This is a genomic window from Colwellia sp. NW0002-52-1 (assembly GCF_057550865.1).
Genome location: NZ_BAAJLU010000008.1, coordinates 109424 through 133616, shown reverse-complemented (window position 1 = coordinate 133616; position 24193 = coordinate 109424). Strand labels below are relative to the sequence as shown.

26 protein-coding genes are annotated in these 24193 nt (G+C 35.8%); 13 read left to right on the top strand and 13 right to left on the bottom strand.

The window, feature by feature from the left end:
• Positions 1 to 2: 2 nt before the first annotated feature.
• The 6 genes from AC27H3_RS10155 to AC27H3_RS10130 form a co-directional block, all read right to left on the bottom strand.
• Positions 3 to 287: a hypothetical protein gene (locus AC27H3_RS10155; RefSeq protein ID WP_487105906.1), complete on the bottom strand. Its 285-nt coding sequence runs from the start codon at positions 285 to 287 to the stop codon at positions 3 to 5.
• 847 nt (positions 288 to 1134) lie between these two features.
• Positions 1135 to 3099 carry a hypothetical protein gene (locus tag AC27H3_RS10150; protein ID WP_487105904.1) on the bottom strand — a complete coding sequence of 655 codons (1965 nt, stop codon included), beginning with the start codon at positions 3097 to 3099 and terminating at the stop codon, positions 1135 to 1137.
• Between the two features lie 444 nt (positions 3100 to 3543).
• Positions 3544 to 3936 carry a DUF2069 domain-containing protein gene (locus AC27H3_RS10145; protein WP_085304904.1) on the bottom strand — a complete coding sequence of 131 codons (393 nt, stop codon included), beginning with the start codon at positions 3934 to 3936 and terminating at the stop codon, positions 3544 to 3546.
• Between the two features lies 1 nt (position 3937).
• On the bottom strand, positions 3938 to 4288 hold the full coding sequence (arsC, locus tag AC27H3_RS10140; RefSeq protein ID WP_487105902.1) for an arsenate reductase (glutaredoxin): 351 nt from the start codon (positions 4286 to 4288) through the stop codon (positions 3938 to 3940).
• 56 nt (positions 4289 to 4344) lie between these two features.
• Positions 4345 to 5799 (bottom strand): beta-barrel assembly-enhancing protease, encoded by a 1455-nt coding sequence (gene bepA, locus AC27H3_RS10135; protein WP_233131422.1) that lies wholly within the window; start codon positions 5797 to 5799, stop codon positions 4345 to 4347.
• Positions 5800 to 5843: 44 nt separating this feature from the next.
• Positions 5844 to 6440 carry a hypothetical protein gene (locus AC27H3_RS10130; RefSeq protein WP_487105899.1) on the bottom strand — a complete coding sequence of 199 codons (597 nt, stop codon included), beginning with the start codon at positions 6438 to 6440 and terminating at the stop codon, positions 5844 to 5846.
• A 117-nt stretch (positions 6441 to 6557) separates the two neighbouring features.
• Here AC27H3_RS10130 and AC27H3_RS10125 point away from each other — a divergent pair, with 117 nt between their 5' ends.
• The 3 genes from AC27H3_RS10125 to cobA all read left to right on the top strand — a co-directional run bounded on the left by AC27H3_RS10125 (position 6558) and on the right by cobA (position 9302).
• Positions 6558 to 6782: a sulfurtransferase TusA family protein gene (locus tag AC27H3_RS10125; protein WP_085304898.1), complete on the top strand. Its 225-nt coding sequence runs from the start codon at positions 6558 to 6560 to the stop codon at positions 6780 to 6782.
• A 5-nt stretch (positions 6783 to 6787) separates the two neighbouring features.
• Positions 6788 to 7861 (top strand): AI-2E family transporter, encoded by a 1074-nt coding sequence (locus AC27H3_RS10120; RefSeq protein ID WP_085304896.1) that lies wholly within the window; start codon positions 6788 to 6790, stop codon positions 7859 to 7861.
• A 610-nt stretch (positions 7862 to 8471) separates the two neighbouring features.
• Positions 8472 to 9302 carry a uroporphyrinogen-III C-methyltransferase gene (gene cobA / locus AC27H3_RS10115; RefSeq protein WP_085304893.1) on the top strand — a complete coding sequence of 277 codons (831 nt, stop codon included), beginning with the start codon at positions 8472 to 8474 and terminating at the stop codon, positions 9300 to 9302.
• A 205-nt stretch (positions 9303 to 9507) separates the two neighbouring features.
• Here the strand turns inward: cobA and bcp are convergent, their stop codons facing one another.
• Together bcp and AC27H3_RS10105 are read right to left on the bottom strand one after the other, a co-directional pair.
• Complete coding sequence (gene bcp / locus AC27H3_RS10110) at positions 9508 to 9969, bottom strand: thioredoxin-dependent thiol peroxidase (protein ID WP_487105896.1); 462 nt, start codon at positions 9967 to 9969, stop codon at positions 9508 to 9510.
• A 59-nt stretch (positions 9970 to 10028) separates the two neighbouring features.
• Positions 10029 to 10559 carry a glycine cleavage system transcriptional repressor gene (locus tag AC27H3_RS10105; protein WP_487105894.1) on the bottom strand — a complete coding sequence of 177 codons (531 nt, stop codon included), beginning with the start codon at positions 10557 to 10559 and terminating at the stop codon, positions 10029 to 10031.
• Between the two features lie 185 nt (positions 10560 to 10744).
• Here AC27H3_RS10105 and AC27H3_RS10100 point away from each other — a divergent pair, with 185 nt between their 5' ends.
• The 4 genes from AC27H3_RS10100 to bamC all read left to right on the top strand — a co-directional run bounded on the left by AC27H3_RS10100 (position 10745) and on the right by bamC (position 14354).
• A complete protein-coding gene (locus AC27H3_RS10100; protein ID WP_487105892.1) occupies positions 10745 to 11536 on the top strand; it encodes a PhzF family phenazine biosynthesis protein in 792 nt (263 codons plus the stop codon).
• Between the two features lie 163 nt (positions 11537 to 11699).
• Positions 11700 to 11939, top strand: coding sequence for a CDGSH iron-sulfur domain-containing protein (locus AC27H3_RS10095; protein WP_487105890.1), 240 nt, complete (start codon positions 11700 to 11702; stop codon positions 11937 to 11939).
• A 201-nt stretch (positions 11940 to 12140) separates the two neighbouring features.
• Entirely contained in the window at positions 12141 to 12698 is a 558-nt protein-coding gene (locus AC27H3_RS10090) for a DUF7010 family protein (protein ID WP_487105888.1), read from the top strand.
• A 570-nt stretch (positions 12699 to 13268) separates the two neighbouring features.
• Positions 13269 to 14354, top strand: coding sequence for an NlpB/DapX family lipoprotein (bamC, locus tag AC27H3_RS10085; RefSeq protein WP_487105887.1), 1086 nt, complete (start codon positions 13269 to 13271; stop codon positions 14352 to 14354).
• Positions 14355 to 14402: 48 nt separating this feature from the next.
• On the opposite strand, the gene AC27H3_RS10080 is transcribed toward bamC, so the two are convergent.
• From AC27H3_RS10080 to AC27H3_RS10060, 5 genes are all read right to left on the bottom strand, one after another.
• A complete protein-coding gene (locus AC27H3_RS10080; RefSeq protein WP_487105885.1) occupies positions 14403 to 14651 on the bottom strand; it encodes a hypothetical protein in 249 nt (82 codons plus the stop codon).
• Between the two features lie 134 nt (positions 14652 to 14785).
• On the bottom strand, positions 14786 to 15481 hold the full coding sequence (locus tag AC27H3_RS10075; protein WP_487105883.1) for a M15 family metallopeptidase: 696 nt from the start codon (positions 15479 to 15481) through the stop codon (positions 14786 to 14788).
• A complete protein-coding gene (gene dapE / locus AC27H3_RS10070) occupies positions 15474 to 16622 on the bottom strand; it encodes a succinyl-diaminopimelate desuccinylase (RefSeq protein ID WP_487105881.1) in 1149 nt (382 codons plus the stop codon). Before dapE ends, AC27H3_RS10075 begins: the two co-directional genes overlap by 8 nt.
• 16 nt (positions 16623 to 16638) lie before the next feature.
• Positions 16639 to 16983 (bottom strand): ArsC family reductase, encoded by a 345-nt coding sequence (locus tag AC27H3_RS10065; RefSeq protein ID WP_487105880.1) that lies wholly within the window; start codon positions 16981 to 16983, stop codon positions 16639 to 16641.
• A gap of 12 nt (positions 16984 to 16995) precedes the next feature.
• Entirely contained in the window at positions 16996 to 17376 is a 381-nt protein-coding gene (locus tag AC27H3_RS10060) for an ACT domain-containing protein (RefSeq protein ID WP_487105878.1), read from the bottom strand.
• Positions 17377 to 18450: 1074 nt separating this feature from the next.
• Between AC27H3_RS10060 and AC27H3_RS10055 the strand changes: the two genes are divergently transcribed.
• The 6 genes from AC27H3_RS10055 (at position 18451) to yfbV (ending at position 24166) form a co-directional block, all read left to right on the top strand.
• Complete coding sequence (locus AC27H3_RS10055; RefSeq protein WP_487105876.1) at positions 18451 to 19383, top strand: hypothetical protein; 933 nt, start codon at positions 18451 to 18453, stop codon at positions 19381 to 19383.
• 632 nt (positions 19384 to 20015) lie between these two features.
• Positions 20016 to 21305: a group II intron reverse transcriptase/maturase gene (ltrA, locus tag AC27H3_RS10050; RefSeq protein WP_487105875.1), complete on the top strand. Its 1290-nt coding sequence runs from the start codon at positions 20016 to 20018 to the stop codon at positions 21303 to 21305.
• A gap of 267 nt (positions 21306 to 21572) precedes the next feature.
• Complete coding sequence (locus AC27H3_RS10045) at positions 21573 to 21734, top strand: hypothetical protein (RefSeq protein WP_487105874.1); 162 nt, start codon at positions 21573 to 21575, stop codon at positions 21732 to 21734.
• Between the two features lie 574 nt (positions 21735 to 22308).
• Positions 22309 to 22578 (top strand): DUF412 family protein, encoded by a 270-nt coding sequence (locus AC27H3_RS10040; RefSeq protein ID WP_487105872.1) that lies wholly within the window; start codon positions 22309 to 22311, stop codon positions 22576 to 22578.
• 294 nt (positions 22579 to 22872) lie between these two features.
• On the top strand, positions 22873 to 23160 hold the full coding sequence (locus AC27H3_RS10035; protein WP_487105870.1) for a hypothetical protein: 288 nt from the start codon (positions 22873 to 22875) through the stop codon (positions 23158 to 23160).
• A gap of 574 nt (positions 23161 to 23734) precedes the next feature.
• Entirely contained in the window at positions 23735 to 24166 is a 432-nt protein-coding gene (yfbV, locus tag AC27H3_RS10030) for a terminus macrodomain insulation protein YfbV (RefSeq protein WP_487105869.1), read from the top strand.
• Positions 24167 to 24193: the final 27 nt, after the last annotated feature.

Here is a 24193-nt window from a genome sequence, read left to right as displayed (position 1 = left end):
TTTTACACTGCACTCACAGCAGCAATAATTGAAAATACAAATAAGAATAAGGTAGCGTATGGTGTTGCACTCAATAAAGGTAAAAATGTCACTAAAACCTTAACCCATGAAGGTGCAAGATTTTTATTAGCTTTATAACCAAGGTAAAGCATTAAAAGATAATATAATGGAAATAAAATAGCAGACCAAGCTAAGTACTCAAAAAACATCGTGTGCCAAAAACTTGAACCATTATAGTCATTAGCGAATAAACTTATAAACCATGAAAATGGCCAGCTAAATAACATTAACAGCCAAAATAACTTAGCTTATTTGAGGTAAGAGAGCAATGCAGACTCCTTTGCTTAAAATAATGCTTAGAGTTTATCTTTTAAAATTAAGCCTCAAATTACGTGATTAATCTATGACACTCAAGATAAATACAATTTACTACATAGCAATAACATTTAGGATGAGTTTTCTTGCTAATTTCTGTAATTAGAATGGCAGTGCGGGCGAATAAAGCCTTAGAGAAATATCTAAAACTGTTTTACCTTCAGCTTTACATAACCATCTAGCTATTTCTGGTTCTTCTTTTTTATCTCGAATTTTATACACTGAATATAGTGGATTAGAGAAGAAGCCGGACTCTTTTTCCAGTACCAACTCGAACTCGAAAGAATTAACATTCCTACCGGTTATTTCAACAGTGTTTCCAGCCGTAGCCTTCTTTGATGATTTATAGAGACACTGGAGACTAGAACCTTTTATATTTTCGGTGTATATGAAAGAGTATCCGTACCAAGTACAAGGAACTACCTCCTTATTAAAGGTACACTTACTCTGGTCGGTAAGGTAAATATCCTGCGTATCATGGCAAACGAAAGACATGCCCGATTCTACTCCACACATGTATCCAGATTGCACTTCTGAAATTTCAATTGAATGTACTTTTAGTGTAATTATAATTGAAAAAATCAGTATTAATTTTAGAGTCCCCATATAAACCTTTTTTACATATAACGCCATGTTAAGAAAAGTTAATAATGACACTCAGTTTGAAGACAATCAAACAGTAATATAAGGTGACACCCATCAGCTTACATGAATAACTGAACACGGTATAAATTTATACAACTAATAAACACGTTACTATTATTGTCGAATAGGTATAGCTTTCTCATAAAACATAGGGCCGTTTAAATTAATTTTATTCTGTTTGATATTTTTAGCGCTTATATCATTAATTACGCTTGTATTAAGCTGATTAATGATAGGGCTAATGGCTAAATTTTCGTTCCACGTTTTACCTGGCTCCATGGCAATTGGCGCTGATAAATTATTAATCATGCTAGCGGCAGAGGTAAATTCAGGCAATATTCTGCGTGTTACATAATCAACTCTTGGTTTAATGTTTTCATCGCCAATACGACCCCGTTGTCCCCAATTTACGCGGTGCTCTTCACTTTCACTTTGAGGTTGATTTGTAACCGCTATATCGCGGTCAACATTATATCGGGCTTTCATCATAAAACCGTCAAATAGCATAGCGTAGTCTTCGCGTTTACTGGTGTAATTGTAAAATTGTGGCGCATGTTCAGGGCTGAAAAAATGGCTTACATCACTTGGAGTATAACTTTTTTCAAGGCTTGTTGCTGTTTCGCCTTGGTAGCGAACTTTTGCTAAGCCGTACATTTCAGCGCCGTTTAGCGGATACGATTGGCTTAATAAATCTGAGGGTATACCTGTAGACTGTATGATTTTATCGGCAGCGTCGAGTATACGATCATTGCGGTTTAAGTTTTGCCAAGTGCTTTGGGAAAAGAAGTCATTTGCATGGGCGAGTTCGTGATACATCAAAGAGGCCAAATTATAAAGCCCGTCGTTCGCACTGCGTGTTACTCGGCTATTTCCTGGATAATAATAGCTAGCGTAATCATTATTTTTAACATATCTCCAGGGCATGGCAAAGTTTAAACTGTCGCCAAATGAGGCGCGATAGTCGGGCGCTTCGTTTATGGTGTCTCTTTCATCGGGGGTTAACCAAAAGTTATTCGGGTCTAAATGAATAGCACCAGTAACTACCCAATAATAGGAAGGGCGAACGTCATAGGAGATAACAATGGCGGTGGTGGCGCGTAATAAATTTTTAAAGTCGTCTTGTGGATCAAAGTTTTGTAAAAACTCTTTAAAGCGTTGCCCCATCCAGTCATGTGAAACCACAACACGGTTCATTATATCTTCAACAGTGGGGTTGGTTGTATCTTGCGCTATTAAGGGTAAGTCACTTAAGCGACAGCTAGTGCGAAAATCTATGGCATTACTGTAAACGCAATCTACCAATACATCAGCATAGGGTGAATTAGCATTAAACGGGTGAACCTTGGCTAACCTTGTGTCGTAGGCGATATCCTCATTACCACTAATACTTGCAGCGTTTTCTACTAATATAGCCACTGTATCTTGTTGCTGTGATGTACCGTTTGAAGCGCTAACGCTAAAGGTAACTAAACTATCAGCACTTACCGCAGGTGCCGTAAAGAAAACAGCATATTGACCATCAGTGGCTTCATTAAAAGTAACATTTGGGCCAGAAAGTTGCTGCCAAGTAATGCTATTTTGTAATAGTTCACCTTCTAGGCTGACTCGCAAAGAAACCTTGTTACCTTCTAATACTGTATGCCCGAGCCTGGCCGCTATTTGGCTATTTTCGTTTGATACGGTAAAAGAATGAGACAGGGTTTCACTTTGACCATTTCGATTAAAACTTACTTGAAAACTGTAATCACCAGCAAAAGAAGGAGTAAAAGCAATGCCTTTTGAATTGTCAGCAAGAAATACAACTGCATTGCCTGCAGTTTGTTGCCAACTTATATTATTTAGGGAGTCGTCAGGATAGTAAAGAAACAGTTCAACCGGTTGATTAGTTTTGCTGTTTTCGTTAAAAGCGATTATACCTGTTTGTGTTACCACAGGTGTATAGGCATCAATAGGTTCATTACTTTCATTTTTAGCGCCACTGCCACCTCCACAACCTTGTATTATTAAAACAGCAGCAGCTAATATCGTACGATACTTTATGCGGGAGAAAATATTAGGTTGTAAATGCATAGTATTCATTTTAGCCCCTGTTTGCTGTGTGGTTAATATATAGTACTGTTGTAGCTGAGTTTACTTTAGTCATCAGATAATAAATATACTGCACTATTTTTATACAAATTTGTTCTGTTAGTAAAGAGTAATGTGTTTAACCTGAACTCTGGATAAGCAGCACTTGCTCAATGCCCCTTTTAAGCCATTATCTGCGTTAAAACGTTTATAAATAGCTCGATATAGCATTTACTTTACCACCTAAGCTTTTGATTCACTTATGTATCAAGCTCTCATTATCCAGAGATCAGGCTATTTAAGAAAGAAGATGGGTTAATTCACGGTAAGCGAAGATAAAAAAACACTAATGAAAGGTAACTTTAGTGTTTTTTTAATGGCAAGTGATTCGTGCTTAGTTTTGGTTAAAAAACCAAACTACTTGTTTAGAGAGAAATTATCGAAGAATAGCGTTGTTTATTCTTTCTTTTTACGAATACTTAAGCCAAGCTCTTGTCCGCGATATTTAGCATAGTAACTACCAGCAATGAACATAGTGGTAGCTAAAATTAGTTCACCTACAGCCCATAATTTCTCATCAGCTGAAACCCACAACGTTGTTAAGCTATGCAAAAAATAAATCATCACAATAAAGTTTGACCATGCATAAGTATATGGGTTGCCCTGAACTAAGCCTTTCATGGGAAACAATAAAGGTAGTGTAAAAAATGCCAGTGTTAATGGTACTGATAACGCTGTGTCATCACTAACAATGATCAACCAAAATGGCATATAAAATAATAATGAAAAGTAGCCAAATAAGGTTATTTGTTTAAGTCTTGTGGTTGAAAAGCGTGGTGTAGTTGCCATTTTAATTTTTAGCCTGCATTAATGTCAGCACGTTTTCTGGTGGGCGACCAATAATGGCACGTGTTTGATCACTAACAATAGGGCGCTCAATTAACTTAGGAGTTGCAGCCATTGCAGCAATTAACGTAGCGTTATCAGCTTGAGATAAATTTTGCTCTTTAAACTCGGCTTCTTTTGTTCGCATCATTTCAAGCGGCGAAACGTTAAGCAAGGTTAACAGAGCTCCAATTTCAGTAACATTTAAAGGGTTTTTTAAATATTCAACAACAGTGACTTCATGGTTCTGTTCTTCGATAAGTGCTAGTGTTTGTCGGCTTTTTGAGCAACGAGGGTTGTGATAAATCGTTAACATGTATTTCTCTTAGATTATTTTAAGTTCATCAAATTAAGCTTATTTTAACTGATTTTTTACAAGCGTTTAAGCTTTTCTTGTTGTTCTTGCAGTTGCAATATTCGACCTTTCATGCGTTTTTGTAATAATGGGTTATCTTCAACAAAGTTATATGCTGTTTGCAATTCGTCAACCGCTTTAGGGTAAGCGCCTAATAGTGCGAAAACTTCAGCCTTCGTTGCATGCATTAAGGCTTTTTTATCTTGTTTTCTATACACTTCGGTGAGTAAATCATTAGCAATAAAGTTTTTCGGACTTAACACTAAAAAAGTTTGCAGTAATGATTCGGCTTGCGCATATTTTCCGGCTTCATTTAACACGTTCGCGTAATTTAATGTCACGACTTGGTTGTTCGGCATTAATAAGTTTAACTCGTCAAGCATTGCAATCGCTTTATCAAAATCTTTAACCCCAATATAGGCGTCGGTTAGGGCATCGGCATAAAATAAATTTCTATTGTCATTTTTTAATAAAGCCTCTAGCTGCTTAACGGCAATTTCATAGTCTTTATTTTCATAATAAGATAACGCTAGGCCATAACGCGCTGCTGCTTCAATAGCATAACGTTGTTTATCTATGCTTTGTTGAAAATTAATAATGTTACTTTCAGCATCGCCTTCATATCTTGCCTTTATTCGGGCTTTAGTGAGCTCGAATGCTAAACTTGGCGCTAATGGGCGAGGTGAAAAGTTTTGTGCTCTAATTCTGGCGTCTGCAATACGTGACTCAGGTAGTGGGTGAGTTAACAACATGGCAGGGGGCTTTGATGTGTAGCGATACTTTTCTGCCATTATGTTGAAAAAATCAGGTGCACCTTGCGGGTTAAAGCCACTATTAACGAGTAGCATAATGCCAACTCTGTCGGCTTCTTGCTCGTTGCCTCGCGTGTAATTTATGCTGGCTTGTTGTGAGGCTGCCATTGTTGTACTAAGCGCTGCCATGCCTACGGTTGGGTTTATTAGCGTAAGTAAAACACTAGACACCATAGCCGCCATAGTTAATGGTTGAGATTTGTTTTGAGACTCAAGTCTTCTGGCTAAGTGGCGCTGCGTTACATGAGATATTTCGTGTGCAACAACTGAGGCTAGCTCACTTTCTGTATTTGCGGTTGTGATCAAGCCACTATGAATAGCAATATGTCCGCCAAAAAAAGCAAAGGCATTAAGCTCTTGGTTACGAATAACAAAAAACTCAAAACTGTAGTTAACATCTTTAGCGTTTCGCACCATGCGATTGCCTAAATCGTTGATATATTCTGTTAGTACGGGATCATGCAATATCGGTTGAGTGGCACGAATTTGACGCATCATTTCACCGCCTATTTGGCGTTCTTTTTCAATAGAGAGAACACTGACACCTGCTGATCCTATTTCAGGTAATTTATTTCTATTGGTTTCAGCACTCGCTGCCAAAGCACTCGTTGTTATTGAAGTAAAGGCAAGTGCAATAATAAGCGGTTTTAATTTAAACAAATTTAGTTTTCCATTTTATAAAATGTATTATCGTTAGTCATAATTTAGCTTTGTAATTCTGAGTGTTTACGATAAATTTCTTTGCAAAACTCAGCAATTGAGTAACCTTTGATATCAATAATGTCAAAAGACTGGCTAAGCACGCTAATAAGTTCATCAACACGCTGGTTTGCATAACGAATAAGGGCATAATCGGCGATATCACCTTTTTGAAAGGTGTAGACAATAAAAGGTACTAATGAGTTCAATTTAAACAATATTTGCATTGTTTGCGGTGTCCAAACAATAAATGGACAATGCGGATTATTAAACTGAGCTTCTTTTACCGGTTCATTATTATTCATTGGGTAACAATGTAACTCATAATCTTGTTCATTAATATTATGATAAAGTGAAATTTTTGGCTTACCTGTCGATACTTTACCTGTAATATTACTCGATTGCTTAGCAAGTTTTAGGTTCCAATTGCTTTGGTCGAGTAATTGTTTAAAAGGGTTATTGAAACCATGAGTTAACATTCCGTCCATTTCTCTTATAGCATTGCTCGCTAATTGATAAATCGAGGGAATATCGCCCCAGTTTAATTTATTTTTATAAGCATTAATCTCTTTAAGACTTGGATTTTCAGAAAGTTTGCTCATATATTTTCTATAACCTCTTTAAATTATTAAAAATACATCAAAAGAATTACCAAATGTCATTGTAATCAATTGTCGCAAATTAGATAATCAAACTAAAGCACCACGCATAGTTTATTTATGACTTACGAATACGATGCCACACAAGATAAATGTCCGGTTCCACTGGTAAATTTACGCTTAATACTAAGAAAGTTAACACCCACTGATAGTTGTCTGATACGTATTTGCGATAACGGGTCTAAAAAAGATATTCCTAAGTTGTTATTAAAGCAAGGGTTTTACTTTGAAGAGCGTATTATTGATCAACATATTATTGAATTAATGATTAGAATGGAAAAATAAATATTATGGTTTCACTGTTTAGCGATTGGTACAAAAGAAATTTTTCGGATCCGAGTGCGGTAACCTTAATGGTTATCCTAATTTGTACTTTTTTGTTTGTGTATTTTTTTAGTAGTTTGTTAATGCCTGTTTTTGTCGCCGTTGCCATTGCCTTTTTATTAGATTTGCCGGTAAACAAACTCGCAAAGTTTGGTTTGTCTCGTAGTCTTTCTGTCGTTATTGTGGTGTCAGTATTTGTCGGACTAACGTTAGTGGGAATATTAGGTTTAATGCCAGTGATATGGCAGCAAAGTTCTAATTTACTTCAAGAAGTACCTCAAATGGTTGGCAAAGGGCATACCTATTTATTGGCCTTGCCTGAGCAGTACCCTGAATTGGTTAGTGCCGAACAAATCGGCAACGTTATTACCTTAGTTAATGATAAGTTAATTGAATGGGGGCAGTTAGCATTACAAGCATCGCTTGGCTCAATTTCAAATGTGGTCGCATTATTGATTTATCTTATTTTAGTGCCGTTAATGGTGTTTTTCTTTTTGAAAGATAAAAGTGTACTTTTTGATAGTTTGCGTAAATTTTTACCCAAAGACCGCCGAATGGCAAAGCAAGTGGGTAGTGAGATGAATCAACAAATCATGAATTACATGCGAGGTAAATTAATCGAAATTATTATCATTGGCACAGCATCAACCATAGCTTTTATAACCTTAGGGCTTAACTATCCCGTTTTACTTGGGGTTTTAGTCGGGTTTTCAGTGCTTGTTCCTTATGTAGGCGCAACCATAGTAACCTTACCGGTTTTATTGGTGGCTTTATTTCAATTTGGTACCAGCGCTGAGTTTGGTTATGTGATGATAGCCTATGCAATTATTCAAGCGCTTGATGGTAATTTGTTAGTGCCATTACTTTTTTCTGAAGCGGTTAATTTACACCCTGTTACTATTATTATTGCGGTAATATTGTTTGGTGGCTTGTGGGGTTTTTGGGGCGTATTTTTTGCTATTCCTTTAGCAACGCTTGTTAAGGCAGTGCTTAATGCTTGGTCGACAACGACACAAGCTGAAGGCATTACCGAGAGTTAATAGATAACCTGAACTCTGGATAAGCAGCACTTGCTCAATGCTCCCTTTTAAGCCATTTTCTGTGTTAAAACGTCGATAAATAGCGCGCTATTCATAAACGTTTTGCCTTGGAAATGGCATAAAATGAAGCATTGATGATGTCTATTATTGATGTTCACCTGGCTATAGCATTTACTTTATTACCTAAGCTTTTGGTTCACTTGAGTTTCAAGCACTCATTATCCAGAGTTCAGGTTAGATAACTTGTCTGCGCTATAAAAACTAAAGCCTTACTTCAGGCTTTAGTTTACATTTTCACTCCCCTTGTACTGACTCTCGGCTATTAAACCTGCAAATACCCATTGAAATAAAGAATCGATTATTTTCAGGCGGTTTAAATCGTCAATAACTTATTACATTTGCTATAACTTAAACTTGGCGTTGTTTCTGCCTTTACTAACCTTGATAAATTTAAAATAGCTTAGGTTAATTAGCACTAAGTTATTGAATAAAATGTTTATAAAATTCACTTTTTTTATTCTATAATCGAATAGTTGTAATAAGGCAAAATATTGCCATATCGATATAAAACGTAATTTTTTAATATAAAAATCAATAGAGTATAAGTGTTTTGAAAAACGTAAATAGCAAATCTAAGTTACAAGCTGGTGAAGTAGCGCTTGTTGGATCTGGCCCTGGTGATGCAGAATTACTTACCATTCGAGCCTTACGTTTTATTGAACAAGCAGAAATTGCTATTTATGACCGCCTAGTTAGTGATGAAATAATGGCGCTTTTACCGGCTGATTGTGAACGCCTATATGTTGGCAAAGAACAAGCTAAACACTGTGTACCACAAGATAGAATTAATGAACTTTTATTACAATATGCTCAGCAAGGTAAAAGAGTACTTCGTTTGAAAGGTGGCGACCCTTTTATATTTGGTCGCGGTGGTGAAGAAGCCCAATATTTATTAAAAAATGGTGTTAGCTGCCACCTGTGTCCTGGCATAACGGCGGCTTCGGGTTGTACCACTTACGCTGGCATACCTTTAACTCATCGCGGTGTTGCTCAAGGCTGTACTTTTATTACCGGTCATATGCAAAATGACGGACAGTTGAACTTACCTTGGCAAAGCTTAAGTGATAGTAGCCAAACCATAGTGTTCTATATGGGCATTAATACTCTGCCAAGTATTACAGAGCAGTTAATAAAGCATGGCCGCAATGCTAATACACCTGCTGCCCTTATCAGAAAAGGCACGCAACCCGAGCAACAAATTTTTCGCGGAAAAATATCGAACCTAGCAGCATTAGTAGCAGAGCATAAAATTACCCCACCAACATTAATTGTTATTGGTGACGTAGTTAATCAGTTAACTGATGTTGCACTAGCAAAACCTGGGTTTTTAGACGCTGATAATTATCAACAAAATTTACAACTTTCCTCAGATAATAGCTAATACCAATTGACTTAATGAACTGATCAATTTTAAACCGCTTTAGAATGATTGATTGTTTATATCAATTGGGATAATACTAAGTTGACTATATTTCACGCCATTATTTGGTAAGAAAAAAGGCTTAACAATTTAATTGTTAAGCCTTTTTTGTCGGTACTTGTGTAGATATTTTTGCGAGTGTTTTCAAGCAATAATCAGTGATGATTTACAGCTTGTTTAATACTTCTAGAACAACTTCGTGATGATCTTTGGTTTTAAATTTATTAAAAATATGTTCTAAATTTCCATTCTCATCAATAAGAAATGATGTTCTTACCACTCCCATACTTTCTCTACCCATAAACTTCTTTAATTGCCATACGTTATAAGCTTCACATACTGCGTGATCTTCATCAGATAATAAGGTGAAGTTCAGTGTTTGTTTATTAATAAAGTTTGTAAGTTTTTTGGGCGTATCAGGACTTATGCCTAATACAACTACATTTAAATCATCAAGTGCTGATTTAGAATCTCTTAATGCACAAGCTTGTACGGTACAACCCGGTGTTGAAGCTCTTGGGTAAAAGTACACCAGTACTTTTTTACCTTTGAATGAGTCTAACTCAACAGAATTACTGTTTTGATCGAGTAATGTAAATTTCGGGGCAGGTTGGCCTATTTCTAACATTTGTTATTATCCTTTCTCATTTAGCTAATACACGAGGAGTGTAACGGTTATTTGGTTGTTTAATCTATTTGGTTAGATTGGACTTTCTTTATACAGCCTTGAACGTCGAATTGCTCACACAATTGGAGAAAATCACTTTCAAGATTTTCAATACTGGTTTCTTCCATCAGTGCGATTAAAATGGATGCACTCATATGATTGTTTTTTTGATTAATTTCAGACTTTAATGATGATATGTCGATATTACGCGTAGCAAAAAATGCGGTAACAGCTTTTAAAACGCCAGGCTGGTCGATACCGGCATAATCCACTTGATAGTGATGAACAAAATCTTGATCCCGGTAACCTGAAGTTCGTTTCATCATAGTGATAAGTTCAAGTTTATGTGCTACAGCGGGGAGTTTACTTTCTAATTGATGAATAGCTCTATTATTACCAGTAAGCAACATAATTAAGGTAAATTCTAAACCGAAAATTGCCATTCTACTGTCTATAATATTACAGCCACATTCGCTGGCTAGTTTAGTTAAATCACTAACACTACCTTTACGATCTGGTCCCATGGCCGTTAAAACTAAATACTCGCTCATCAATAAACCTAACTGTGATATTTAAAAAAAGCTATTGTAACGTATGTTACATAGCTAAAGCCAACGTGAATAATGTTTGTTCATTTTGTATCAGTATTTGGATTAAGCTTTTAAATATCAAGGTAAGCTGATAAATATAACAGCACAGTTCTACTCTACTTAAACGCGCGGAGCATGTTGCCCCTATGGAATTAAAAATTAATGTCATTGATGCATTCACTGATATAGCATTTAAAGGTAATTCAGCAGCGGTTATTATCGTTGAAGATTGGCTCAATGATACCTTAATGCAAGCAATTGCTTTGGAAAATAACTTATCAGAAACGGCATTTGTAAAACTAGTAGCCACGAATAGTTATGAAATACGTTGGTTCTCACCGATAACAGAAATCGATTTTTGTGGTCATGCAACCTTAGCGGCTTCATTTGTTATTTTTAAGCTACATCAAGATGTAAAGAAGATTAACTTTTACGCTAAAGCTGTCGGAAATTTATCGGTTACAGAACAAAGTAATGGTTATATTGAAATGATATTTCCAAATAAAATGCCTGAAATTGTTGACGATATACCCGCTGCCCTAATCAATGGCTTATCAATTAAACCCCAAGAAGTTTTGCTAAATGATCAGGCTTATTTTGCGGTTTACCAAGATGAATCAGCTGTTCGTTCAGTACAACAAAATATTGAATGGATTAAACAGCTTGCGCCTTTTGATGTAGTCGTTACCGCTCAATCGACTGAATATGACTTTGTTTCTCGTTATTTTTGGCCAGCTAATGGCGGGCACGAAGACCCTGTTACAGGATCTATCCATAGTGGTTTAGCGCCTTTTTGGGCAATAAAACTCAATAAACTTGATTTAGTCGCTTTTCAAGCATCTGCACGCGGAGGAAAGTTATTGTGCAGTGTAAAAGGCGATAAAGTTCATATTTCAGGTAAAGCAGTGCAATATCTTGAAGGAATCATTTCAGTTTAATGCGCTTTGAAAAATATAAACTAAGTATGTAGTAGAACGATGAGAAAAACTGAATAGCTAACATACTTATTGAGCCTCTAATTGGCTTACCTTTATATTTGATAGATTAATTAGATTTGTTGTGAGCTTATTTAAGCGTTTTATAAATAACGGAGAATACATAATGAATAAACCTGTTAGAGCATCTGATACACCGTACGGCATTGAGGTAGAAGCTGAAAAATCATATTTTTGGTGTGCTTGTGGGCAAAGTACCAAGCAACCATTTTGTGATGGTTCGCATAAAGGAACTGAATTTACTCCTGTTAAATATACAGCAATAGCATCGAAAAAGGTTTATTTTTGTGGCTGTAAAGTAACTGATAATCAACCCTTGTGTGATGGTAGTCATAAAAATAGCTAATCACAAATAGCTAATCACAAATACCTAGTTAAAAATACCCAGTCACAGATACCGAGCAAGAAATATTAATCCTGAAATACTAAGACACAAATAACGCGGTTAATTTAATATTAAGGTATGTTAAGTTAAATTATCCGTTTTAGGCTGAGATAAAATAACGACTCGCCTGATACTTCGATTAATGAGCTATAAGTATTAACAATGAATTTTGATCTTGCACAAAAAGATATGAACACTGCGTATTTTGGCGGTGGAGCAGGGGTTTTAGTTTCGGGTGTTATTTGGTGCCTAGCTGGCATTACAGCACTGTTATACTCCAATCAATCAAGTATGTTGGTGTTGTTTTTTGGTGGGATGCTTATTCACCCATTAGCATTGTTGCTTGCAAAATTGCTAAAACGTTCCGCAAAACATCAGTCAGATAATCCACTGGGTAAGCTCGCTTTAGAAAGTACCATTATTTTGTTTGTTGGCTTGTTCATCGCTTTTTATGTCTCACAACTTAAAATTGAATGGTTTTTCCCAATAATGTTAATGGCGATAGGTGTGCGTTACTTAGTTTTTAACACTTTATACGGCATTAAAACCTATTGGATTTTAGGTGCGGTACTAATGTTTTCTGGTATGTTTTGTATTCTGTTCGCGGCTAACTTTTTTATAGGGGCTTTTATTGGTGGGCTTATAGAAATAATATTTTCGTTAGTTATTTTTAAACATGCTAGTGAGCAAGCTTTAAGCCAATTTAAAATTAACAATTAACAATTAACAATTAGCTTATAGCTTAATTTCAAAATTGCTCGCTTTATTTGTTCTAACTTTTATAACAGTTTTTATTGAATGACCTGATTATAAATCATAGCTTAGGTGTATTTATAACAAAACATCTTGTCGAGAATAAGCTTAGCTAAAGGTTAACTAACTTTTAATCGCGGTTTAACTGAGGCTCAAATAAAAGTAAATCACTCATTCAATTGTTACTATTGGTGCATTTTCGCCTTGTTAAATAAAACCTAAAGAAAATGCGTTACTATTTTCGTATCTTTTGTGATAAATATACCCTCAATATCTTGTGTTTGTATTTTCAGGCAAGTACCATGGTGCGCTGCTGATTTTAGCTATAAACTCATTAACTTGGTAGCGATGAAATAAATGAGATGATTTAGGGAACTTAGCCCTGTTTCAGTCATCAAATAGCGTTATAGATGTATTGCTTGAACTTTACGACCTTATGTTTTTACAGCGTGTCGTAATAAATAAAAATGTTAATCATAAATATAACAAGCAAAATTAAATTTAGAAAGATTCAGATTTGTATTCTCGGGAGTGTTAATGAATCGCAAGATATTTTATTTTTCATTATTAAGTGTTGCAGTTGCTAGCTGTAGTACAGTAAATAATAAGCAAGCAGTAGGCGATTTTGAATACGCGAAACATAAAGAAGTACCTGCGTTAAAAATACCTTCAGGCTTAGCCAAGCCTAAAAAAGTTGATACATACTTTGTTACTGATGAAATAAACCATGAAGGGCCAGTTGGCGCTAGTGTTGATGTACGAGCACCTTCGCTTGTATTGCCGGTTGCCGCATCTACAAGAACAGAAAATACTACCTCAGCGTCTAAAGTTTGGTTCGACCAAGTGCTTGACGATGAAGACTTACGTGCTTTTATCATAAAAGCCATAAAAGGCCAGTTAGCATCAGACAACGTTGAACTAACCCAAATCGACGAAGAGGGTTTTGAGTTCGAATCAGACTGGTATCATAAAGAAGTAGAAGAAGGTAGCTGGTTATTTAAAGAAATAACCATTGCTGAAAGCATTAAATATCGTTTCTTACTAGAAAGTAAGTCGCACGGACGAAGTGTTGCTTTAGTGGTTGAGTTACTTGATTACATGAAAACCGATAAATCAGGTGGCAGTAAAAAAATAGATATTATTGACCAACAACGTGCTGAAATGAACATGCTAAATGAAATTATTGCACAAGTTGATTTCCAATATCGTTTAAAACAACAAGAAAACCGTTTGTTACGCGCTAATCATAAGTTTGTTAGCTTAGGTGAAAATGTTTCTGGCGAGCCAGCGTTTATTGTTGAAATTGACGAAGACTTGTTGTGGTCTAATTTACCGTTGTTCTTTGAAGAGCATGGCTTTACAATTAAAGATCTTAACGAATCAACCAAAATTTACTTTGTTGATTATGTTAAACCTGAAACCAGTTTTTGGGATAGTATTTGGGGCGATAGCGTGCCTGTTGTAGATTTACCGAATGGTAAATACCAATTTCAACTAGAAAAAATGGCAGATAAATCTGTTGTTACCCTATTTGATAGTGAAGGCAATGCATTACCTGAAGCAACGTTAGAAAAAATATTTGACGTTATGGAATCAGGACTGTCATTTAAAGATACATTTTAATGCGTTGAATGAATTATCCTCAGCGATAAATTGTGATAAAAAACTCCGTTAATCGGAGTTTTTTGTTTTCTGGGCTAAATCACTTTCTTTGGTTACTGTTGGCATTTTGTGAGCTGATTTTTGTGTTCTAGGTAGGGTTTCTTTTAAGTCATTTAAACTTTTTTTACGCAAAGGTGTTTTTGCACTTTTTTGAAAGGTACTTAAATTACCAATTAATATAACTAAGGCAATAATGACAATGGTGGGTGCAACCCAAGCTTCAGTTAATATGCTGCTCATAGTGCTCATAGTGGTCATAGTGTAATACTCCAAATACAGGTATAAATCTAATTTCATTATTGTCGTAATGAAACTGTTTATGGCTAAATCTTATGTTTACCAAAACTGTTAGTTTATTTTAGTTAAGAATGCTGTTTTGCTGTTTGCTACTTTTAAGCTTTAGCAGTGTTAATGATGTAACGTTGATATAGTTCTGGTAATAAATGTAAAAGTTCGTTTTTTCCCTGAATATCAGTATTTAACAATGTCTCAGCTAAGAGTTTCTCGCTATAAACTTTTTTGTATTCTTTCGATAGTGACAGGTACGAAAGGTGCCAGGGCTCCTGTGCAACACCACCACGAAATTTATCATAAGGTAAAAAGAAGCCAAACGATTTTGCATGTTCTTTAAGCCACACACTTAAAGGATAAAAATAGCCGGAGCTTTGATATTCCCATGGCTCTAGTGCTAACGCTTGATCTTGAGGTAATAAATTTTTTGCATATACATCAATGTCGCAGCCCCAATGGTGACGACTCGCACCAGGCAATGCGGAGAATAACATAATGGCGTTTATTTTTTCACGCTCACTGAGTTTTTCAATGGCTAATGTTTGATTGGCTTTATCTTTAATAGCAGTAATACCCGAGAACTTATTGTTCCAAATGGCCAACTGTCTATCAAAGCTACGAAAACCGCTTGCTATACAAAGCTCGAAACCGGCAGCTTTAGCAGCTAATGTTAACTGAGCGAATGCTGATAGCATTTCATGGTGAATACCCACATTTTGCGTTAACCAATGAATATGACGCTCAGTTTTACCGGTTAATATTAACTCAAGTTCGCTCATGTTAGGTATGTTAGGCATGGTCGGTTAATGCATTAACTAAGGTTTGGTAATAAACATCAGTTAATAAAATTAAGTCTTGAACTGCAACGCATTCGTTAACTTGATGAATAGTTGCATTACAAGGGCCAAGCTCAATAACCTGTGCACCTGTTGGCGCAATAAATCTGCCGTCTGATGTGCCGCCGCTGGTTGAGAGTTCAGGAGTAATCTTACAGCAAGTTTTAATCGCTTGAACAACAGAGTCAACCAGTGTGCTCGGTTCAGTTATAAAAGGTTGGCCGTTAAATACCCACTTTATGTCATAGTCGAGTTGATGCTGATTTAAAAGTGCCTCAACTTTTTCTACTATCATTTCTGCTGTTAATTCTGTGCTATATCTTAAGTTAAACAAGGCAGTTAAATGACCCGGTACTACGTTAGTTGCCCCGGTGCCTGATTGTATATTAGATAATTGAAAACTTGTCGGTGGAAAATATTCATTGCCGTTATCCCAATGAAGTTTGCTTAATTCATCTAATGCGGCCATAGCTTTATGAATAGGGTTAATAACATGTTCAGGGTAGGCGACATGACCTTGTTTACCATGTATAGTTAATTCACCTGATATAGAGCCTCGACGGCCATTTTTAACAACATCACCTAGTTTACTCGTACTTGAAGGCTCACCAACAATACAATAATCAATTTTTTCATTTCGTGCTTCAAGAGTATCAATAACGCGCGTAGTACCGTTGATAAATGGGCCTTCTTCGTCACTGGTGATCAAAAATGCAATTGAGCCTTTATGATCTGGGTGATTGTTAACAAAACGTTCTGTAGCGACAATCATAGCGGCTAAACTGCCTTTCATATCTGCAGCACCTCGACCATAAAGCATGCCGTCAGTAATTACAGGATCGAATGGAGGAGTATGCCAACTGTCAAGGTTTCCAGCGGGTACAACGTCAGTGTGACCGGCAAAACAAAATACCGGGCCAGTGTTACCTCGTCGAGACCATAAGTTGGTGGTATCTTCAAATACCATGCTTTCATTATTAAAATCTAATTTGGCTAAACGCTCAGACATAAGCTGCTGACAGCCAAAATCTTCTGGGGTTACAGAAGGACGTTCAATTAATGCTTGGGCTAATGAGATGGTAATATTTGTATGTTTTGTCATGAAGGTACCGTTATAACTAGCAGAAAATTTCTTGATATTGACTGTCTTTAAAGCCGACTAAAAATGCTTGGTCATGTTTAAGCAGTGGACGTTTTACTAACGTAGGTTGTGCTAGAATGTTTTCTTTTATAACTTCATCGCTAAGGTTGTTTTTAATTTCATCACTGAGATTACGAAATGTAGTGCTGCGTTTATTTAATAAGGAAGTTAAATCTGAAGCGCTAATAAATTCTTGTAATAATTCAGCGCTTAAACCGTCAGTTTTAAAGTCGTGAAATTGGTAAGGAATATTCTCTTGCTCTAACCATTTTTTTGCTTTTTTTACGCTATCGCAGTTTTTAATGCCATAAAGTATTGTCATTTTATTTCCTGATTATATTACTTGATAATTATGTTTTATAAGGGCGTTTGTCGCTGCTGCTATTTTATCTGATTTTACGAGCACATAGTCGGTATCAAACGTAGAAATAGCAAAAATACTGATTTTTTCATTCGCTAAAACTGTAGATATGTTTGACATTATGCCTGTTAAACTAAAATCTAATGGGCCAACCACTTCAAATGCTTGCCAACCAAGTTCAGCTTCTTCGCTATCAATTTCAATGTGTTCAGGTAACACAATTGAAATTTCATCATAGGTTTTGGCTAGAAAAAATATTGGCGCATTAAATACCGCATCGGGTATAGCACTTTCATGCTGTAAGCTATGAATCGCAAATGTTTCAGTTAAACGGCGCAGGGTTAAATTGCTCATAAATAACTTCTCGATAATTTAAATCTTGTGGGCATTACTATAACGGTTAATACGTATGATCTCTAGCGATTATCATGCAATACAGTGCAACCTAGTATGCTTAAGTTGCTATTTAATAAACTGGTTAACCTGTGCTTAGGTCGTATTAAATGAATTATTGCTGTCAAGCTAGTGTATTTATATGTCTAGAGTTAAATATAAAGTTATTTAAATGTACTAATTTAAAAATTGTGCATTTAATGATATCCACATAAGCTGTGGGTATCATTGTGTACAACTATTGTTTAACTGTGTAAGTGTTTGTTTGTAAAGCCCTTGTCGTGTTGGTTAAAAAGTGACAGGTGCAATTTAAAAAAATAATTTTTAGATAAGTTATTAAAATATCCCATTTGTAATCAAAGTGCTAAAAGATCGTATTTTTATCAGGGTAGATCGTAATATTAACCATGAATACACAGAGTAGAGTAATAATACGTGTGATTTGTAACCATAGTTTTTTTTGCATTAATGCACTTTTACTCACAAGGCAAGATAAAAGTAATAATTTTCTACGATTAGTAGGTTTGATTTAATATAAGTTTAATAAGTTGGAAATATCGATCATCAGTGCCACCGAATTGCATTTATCGTTGCTAGCAAATTATATTTAAGTTTGCCACCCTAAAATCTTTAAGCATTTAGAATAAAGATGTAATTATTCATTTATTTTATGGCAATTGTGAGCCTAAAGCAGACGTAGTATAACTCGACTAATATTTCGTCTTAAGCATATTGCTGATATTTCAATGAACCTGACTCCGCAGTTTATATTTATTTTGTTATGTAATAAAATGCACTGTATTTTTGTACAGCTTGGTGCTATTTCCTGCTTTCATCCAATAAAAAGGAAATATTCTCGTTTATGTCTTTAACATAACGAAATGTTTTATTAGTAACTTATTGTAGATATTGAATAAATAAGGTATGTTTTGATTATGTTAAAATGTGAAAGAAGGATTTTTTCTTTGTTTAAACAAGGAATTTTTCCTCATAATAAGCTGTTAGGTTTTTAGAGTTACCCACATAGGATATCTGATGCAATCAGTTGTAATTAAAAATGAAGAAGATGCTTGGAAGCTACTAGATAAGATTCTAAATTCTAAGGAATACGATGATTATTTGGAATTTCAAAATTGGCCAAATATATCTATTAACATAAAAGGTGAAAGGTACTCCTCTACTTTACCTGCAGGCTTATTAGAAAAACTTTCATTTATTCAGAGAAACTTAAATAGTTTTTATGGTGAAACTGTTTATGGCGGAGATGCTAGATTTTTAAAAAAAGCTGACAAACATGAAATTGAGCTTGTTTATACCATTGTAAAAGGTAGTACAGACATAAAAGCAGATGCTACCGGCTTATTGAATAAACTTGGTGAATCAATGGCCAAACCTAGTACGCAAAAAATCACAGCTATTACTCTTTGTTTTATTTCATTAGCCATTTCAGGTGCATTTGTACTTGGTACACATATGGATAATATTAAAGAAATTGAAATTGAAAAACAAAAGACTCTGCAAAAAGCTATTGAAGCACTTCCGCAATTAAAAGATACATCAGGCCAATTACATGGCACTTTTAGAAAAATTATATCTGCGGCTTCCGATGCGGACTCAATTCAACTTGGTGACATAAGATTGGGTAAGCATGAAATCAATAAAATTGCAGAAAAAGATAAAAACAAATACGAAAAGGATGTCCTAGAAAGTGAATTTCAAGTTACCTCATTAAGGGGGTATGACAATCATTACTCTGTTGGAATAACTGATCTAAAACAAAACCGAAAACTTATGGCTAAGCTTTTTAAAGGCCATACTAAAGATGGTGATTTAGCTTTATTAGCTAATTCATTAACAAATGAAGAAGTAATCGAGTTAGTTGTAGGGGTTAAGATTATTGATAATAATTATGCTAAGGCTGAAGTTTTAGAAATAAAACCTAACAAGAAAATTAACAAGGACACGTAACAGTTGGCTACGTTTCGCTACACAATTTTAGCCAACCATTACTTAGCCTGTTATTTGGGCGTTAGTGCGTCAAGCTAAGCTTGATGCATCTTGCAGGGTGAAAGTCCCTGTCAGGTAAGGTTTAACCAACCACCTGTATCGAGTGTTGCGCCTTTGGCGGAGTGTGAGATTAGCAAGTGCTTTTCAGCAGTGAGGACTGCATCACACGAACAATATTGGTGAAGCGTACACAGAGAATTATATAGGCCATAGGGGCTGTCGTGGCCCTGAAGTGCTGGTATCGCTCCGATAAATTTTAGGTCTGACTGACGAGGTTTGTAACGCCATCGAAGTCCATGCAAAGCAGCCGTTATTCATAGTAAATGAAAGGTGAGGTTGTGGCGAGTCAGCGGAGTTATTAAGCCGTGGCATGTATAAAGAGATGTATTGAGAACTTGAGAGATCCAAAGGCGTTCCACAAGGACAGTGGTAGGGAAGCTTAGCCAAAAGCAAAGCCAACGATGACCCTTTGGAAGTCAGATCAGCCCATAGTAGTCTGCGCAGGGGAAAGCCTTGTACATGGCGAAGGAGCTGACAGTTATATTCGGTATTAAGCCGCCACATAGTCCAGACAAAGTAGGGCTGGAACCACTATGACAACTACACTTAATACCATCGCATTTAAAGCACATACCCACCCCAAGCACAGATTTCAGAATTTATATGGACTGCTAAATACTGATAGTTTGTATCAAAGTTGGGGTCAACTCAATAAATTAGCTAAACCCGGTATTGATGGCATTACTATGCCTATGTACAAGGCTAAGCTAATCGAAAATATCGATCGTTTAGGTCAGCAACTTAAGCAGAAATGCTACCGAGTTAATGATATTAAACGAATTTTCATCCCTAAATCGAACGGTAAACAACGGCCCTTAGGTCTGCCAACGGTTGATGACAAACTTGTGCAACAAAGTGTTAGCCAGATCCTGCAAAGTATCTGGGAGCAAGACTTTATGCGCAATAGTTATGGTTATCGACCGAATAAAAGTGCGCATCAAGCGGTGCATAGTTTGACACTTAATCTACAGTTTCAAGGTTATGGTTATATTGTAGAGGCTGATATTAAAGGCTTCTTCGACAACCTTGACCATGAATGGTTGATGAACATGCTCAAACAACGCATCGATGATAAGGCGATACTTAACTTAATTAACCAGTGGTTAAAGGCGCGGATAAAATCCCCCGATGGTGTCTTTACGAAACCATCGAGTGGCAGCCCACAGGGCGGAATTATCAGTCCTGTGCTCGCCAATATTTATCTACATTATGCGTTAGACCTGTGGTTTGAAAAGAAGGTAAAGCCCAAGATGCGCGGCAGAGCAATGATGATACGTTATGCAGATGATTTTGTTTGTGCGTTTCAATTCGCAAATGATGCCGAGCGCTTTTATAAGGTACTACCGAAGCGATTAAAGAAATTCAACTTAGACGTTGCAGAAGACAAAACATCGTTAATGCGCTTCAGCCGATTTCACGTTGGTCGAAAACGTCATTTTGTCTTTCTAGGGTTTGAGTTTTACTGGGGCACAGATTCAACGGGTAAACCAAGACTGCGGCGGCGCACTGGCGCGAAGAAGCAAAAGGCAACGCTAAGTGAATATTACCAATGGATCAAAGCGAAACGCTCATTTAAGTTGAGGGATTGGCTGCCACAATTAAAACGTAAACTGATAGGGTTTAGAAATTACTTTGGGCTCCCCGACAATAGTCGAAGTTTAGCGTGTTTATATGACTATGTATTACATAACTTGTACAAATGGTTGAACAGGCGTAGTGGTCGACGAAGTTATAACTGGCGTAATTTCAAGAAGATGTTAGAGTATTTCAATATTGAGAGTATCAAAGTCAGCAAGCGATATATTCTTGTCGATTGGTACTAGGGTCGTGTTTTACACGAGTGAATATATAACTGAAGAGCCGGATGCGGTAGTTCCGCACGTCCGGATCTGTGTGGGGTCTGCCTAGTAATAGGTCGCTCTACCACGATTGTGTAAATGAAACTAATTAGAATTCTGTCACTTTTAACCATCTTATTTTCAGCGAATTTATTTGCTGTTGGATTTCAATCGTGCTCGGAAAGTGATGAGAATTATATTCGTCAGTTATTTAATTCTAATGAGTTAACAGATAAGAATTCTTCAAATATTATGTTTAAAATAGATCATAAATATATTTGTGTAGTTAAAAATCAACTAATGATGGATGGCTTATCATTTACTTTGTATAAAGGCGGTGAAGATTTTAACTTTATTGCCATAATCAATGGATTAGACGACACCCTTAAAATGTATGGCCCTTTTAAGCGGTAAATTACACATAACAACACGCCCTGAGGTGGACAACAAGTAACATTAGCGTTCTGAGATGAAAAAGCACTGACCGCTATTACCTTACATCAGCCCATGAATCATAGAGTGATTTCTGGTTAAAATTCTCCTTAAATATGTTCATGAGTTAACAAAGTTAATGACCGTTTTGTCGGAAAAGTTGCCATTTTAAAAATTAGTCTTAAAGACTACCTTCCTAAAATTATAATGATTTACTTATTAAAAATAATGACTAACCTAAGTGCTAGTAAGAGGGCCAAAGTCAATGCTACTTAATATTTAATGGGGAGTAGTGAATGTTCATCTTCAGCAGTTCTAATGTACTTAGGTGGCATAACCAATGTAATTACCCATTAAACAGCGGATTTGACATTCTGACTAACGTCATTAATTAACAACATTGATTATCACCACGCTATACTAAATAATATATACCTGTTCTAAGCTAAGTATATTAAAATAATCTTATATCAGCATGACTGTGCCTTAATTGCATTTTATTGGGGTAACAAGTTAGTGCTATCTTTTAATCAACCGCTAATGTAGTGTGTAATTTATGAAATTATCTATTTTAGAAATTATTGTTCTCGGCCGAAAGTACATTAATTTATGGCCATCGCGCACAGAACTTGGCGAATATTTTGCTGATTATCAAGCGGTTAGAATGAGTCGTTTGGTGTGTAAAATAATGCCAGGATTAGCCTTGTTTTGTTTAATCATGCAAGTATATTTTGGTTCTTGGGCGGTTTTACCTCAAGCACTGTTATATACTCTATGTATTTTGAGCTTTCCGTTACAAGCCTTGATCTTTATGGGCATAGGATGAGTGTCATTATTAAATTTTGATTCATCATACGCTGTCTTTGTTTTCCAGCACCGAAATAATATTCTTATCCACTTAAAAGCCAGTATTTTAAATGAGTGTCATTCTAAAATTTTTTTCTAAAATTTTTTTGATGGTTAAAAGAAAATAATCCAGTTAAAGTACTTTGATTAAAAATTATATAAAAAACGAGTAATTCTACAGGCTCGTTAGCTAGCAATTTTAAGGTTCGTACATATTCCGAATTCTATCCCAAAACCAGAGCGAGTCTTTAATATAGTATGGGGACTTGGATTATTGTGTTATGCCGTTTACGGTTATCAACACGGTGAATTGTACCTTCCTGGTAAAGGCTCATCCGATGGAACGACATTTACAGGCGTAACATTAAATTTAATAATTACGTCTATGGTTCTAGGCTCATTAAGCTTATTTGTTGTTGTGCTTGATCATTACGATAAACGTAACAACGAGCATAAATATAAGTTTGTTAATCGCATATTTATGGGAGGTGGAATTTTATTAATTGTTATAGCTTTTATTATGGAGTTTAATAATAGTATTACTTATCAGGTTGTTGGCTAAGTTGCTAGCTAACAACACACCCTGAGGTGGACAACAAGTAACATTAGCGTTCTGAGTTGAAAAAGCACTGACCGCTATTACCTTACATCAGCCCATGAATCATAGAATGATTTCTGGTTAAAATTCTCCCTAAATATGTTCATGAGTTAACAAAGCTAATGACCGTTTTGTCGGAAAAGTTGCCATTTTAAAAATTAGTCTTAAAGACTACCTTCCTAAAATTATAATGATTTACTTATTAAAAATAATGACTAACCTAAGTGTAATAAGAGGGCCAAAGTCAATGCTACTTAATATTTAATGGGGAGTAGTGAATGTTCATGATCAGCAGTTCTAATGTACTTGGGTGGCATAACCAATGTATTTATCCTATAAGCAGCGGATTTGACATTCTGACTAACGACATTAATTAACAACATTGATTATCACCACGCTATACTAAATAATATATACCTGATCTAAGCCAAGTATAATAAAATAATCTTATATCAGTATGACTGTGCCTTAATTGCATTTTATTGGGGTAACAAGTTAGTACTATCTTTTAATCAACCGCTAATGTAGTGTGTAATTTATGAAATTATCTATTTTAGAAATTATAGTTCTCGGCCGAAAGTACATTAATTTATGGCCATCGCGCACAGAACTTGGCGAATATTTTTCTGATTATCAAGCGGTTAGAATGAGTCGTTTGGTGTGTAAAATAATGCCAGGATTAGCCTTGTTTTGTTTAATCATGCAAGTATATTTTGGTTCTTGGGCGGTTTTACCTCAAGCACTTTTATACACTCTATGTATTTTGAGCTTTCCGTTACAAGCCTTGATCTTTATGGGCATTAAAGCCGATAAATTTTTACCGCCAGGATTAGAAGGTTGGTACAAAGAAAGTGTAGCTCGTGTTAATCAAAGTGGCGGGGATGTTAAGCTTTCTTCAAAGCGCCCACGTTACTTAGACCTTGCTCAGTTATTGAATTTAACTTTTCAAAATCGCTACAAAAATTCTTAGCAAGTACAATAAGTTATTAAGCATTTG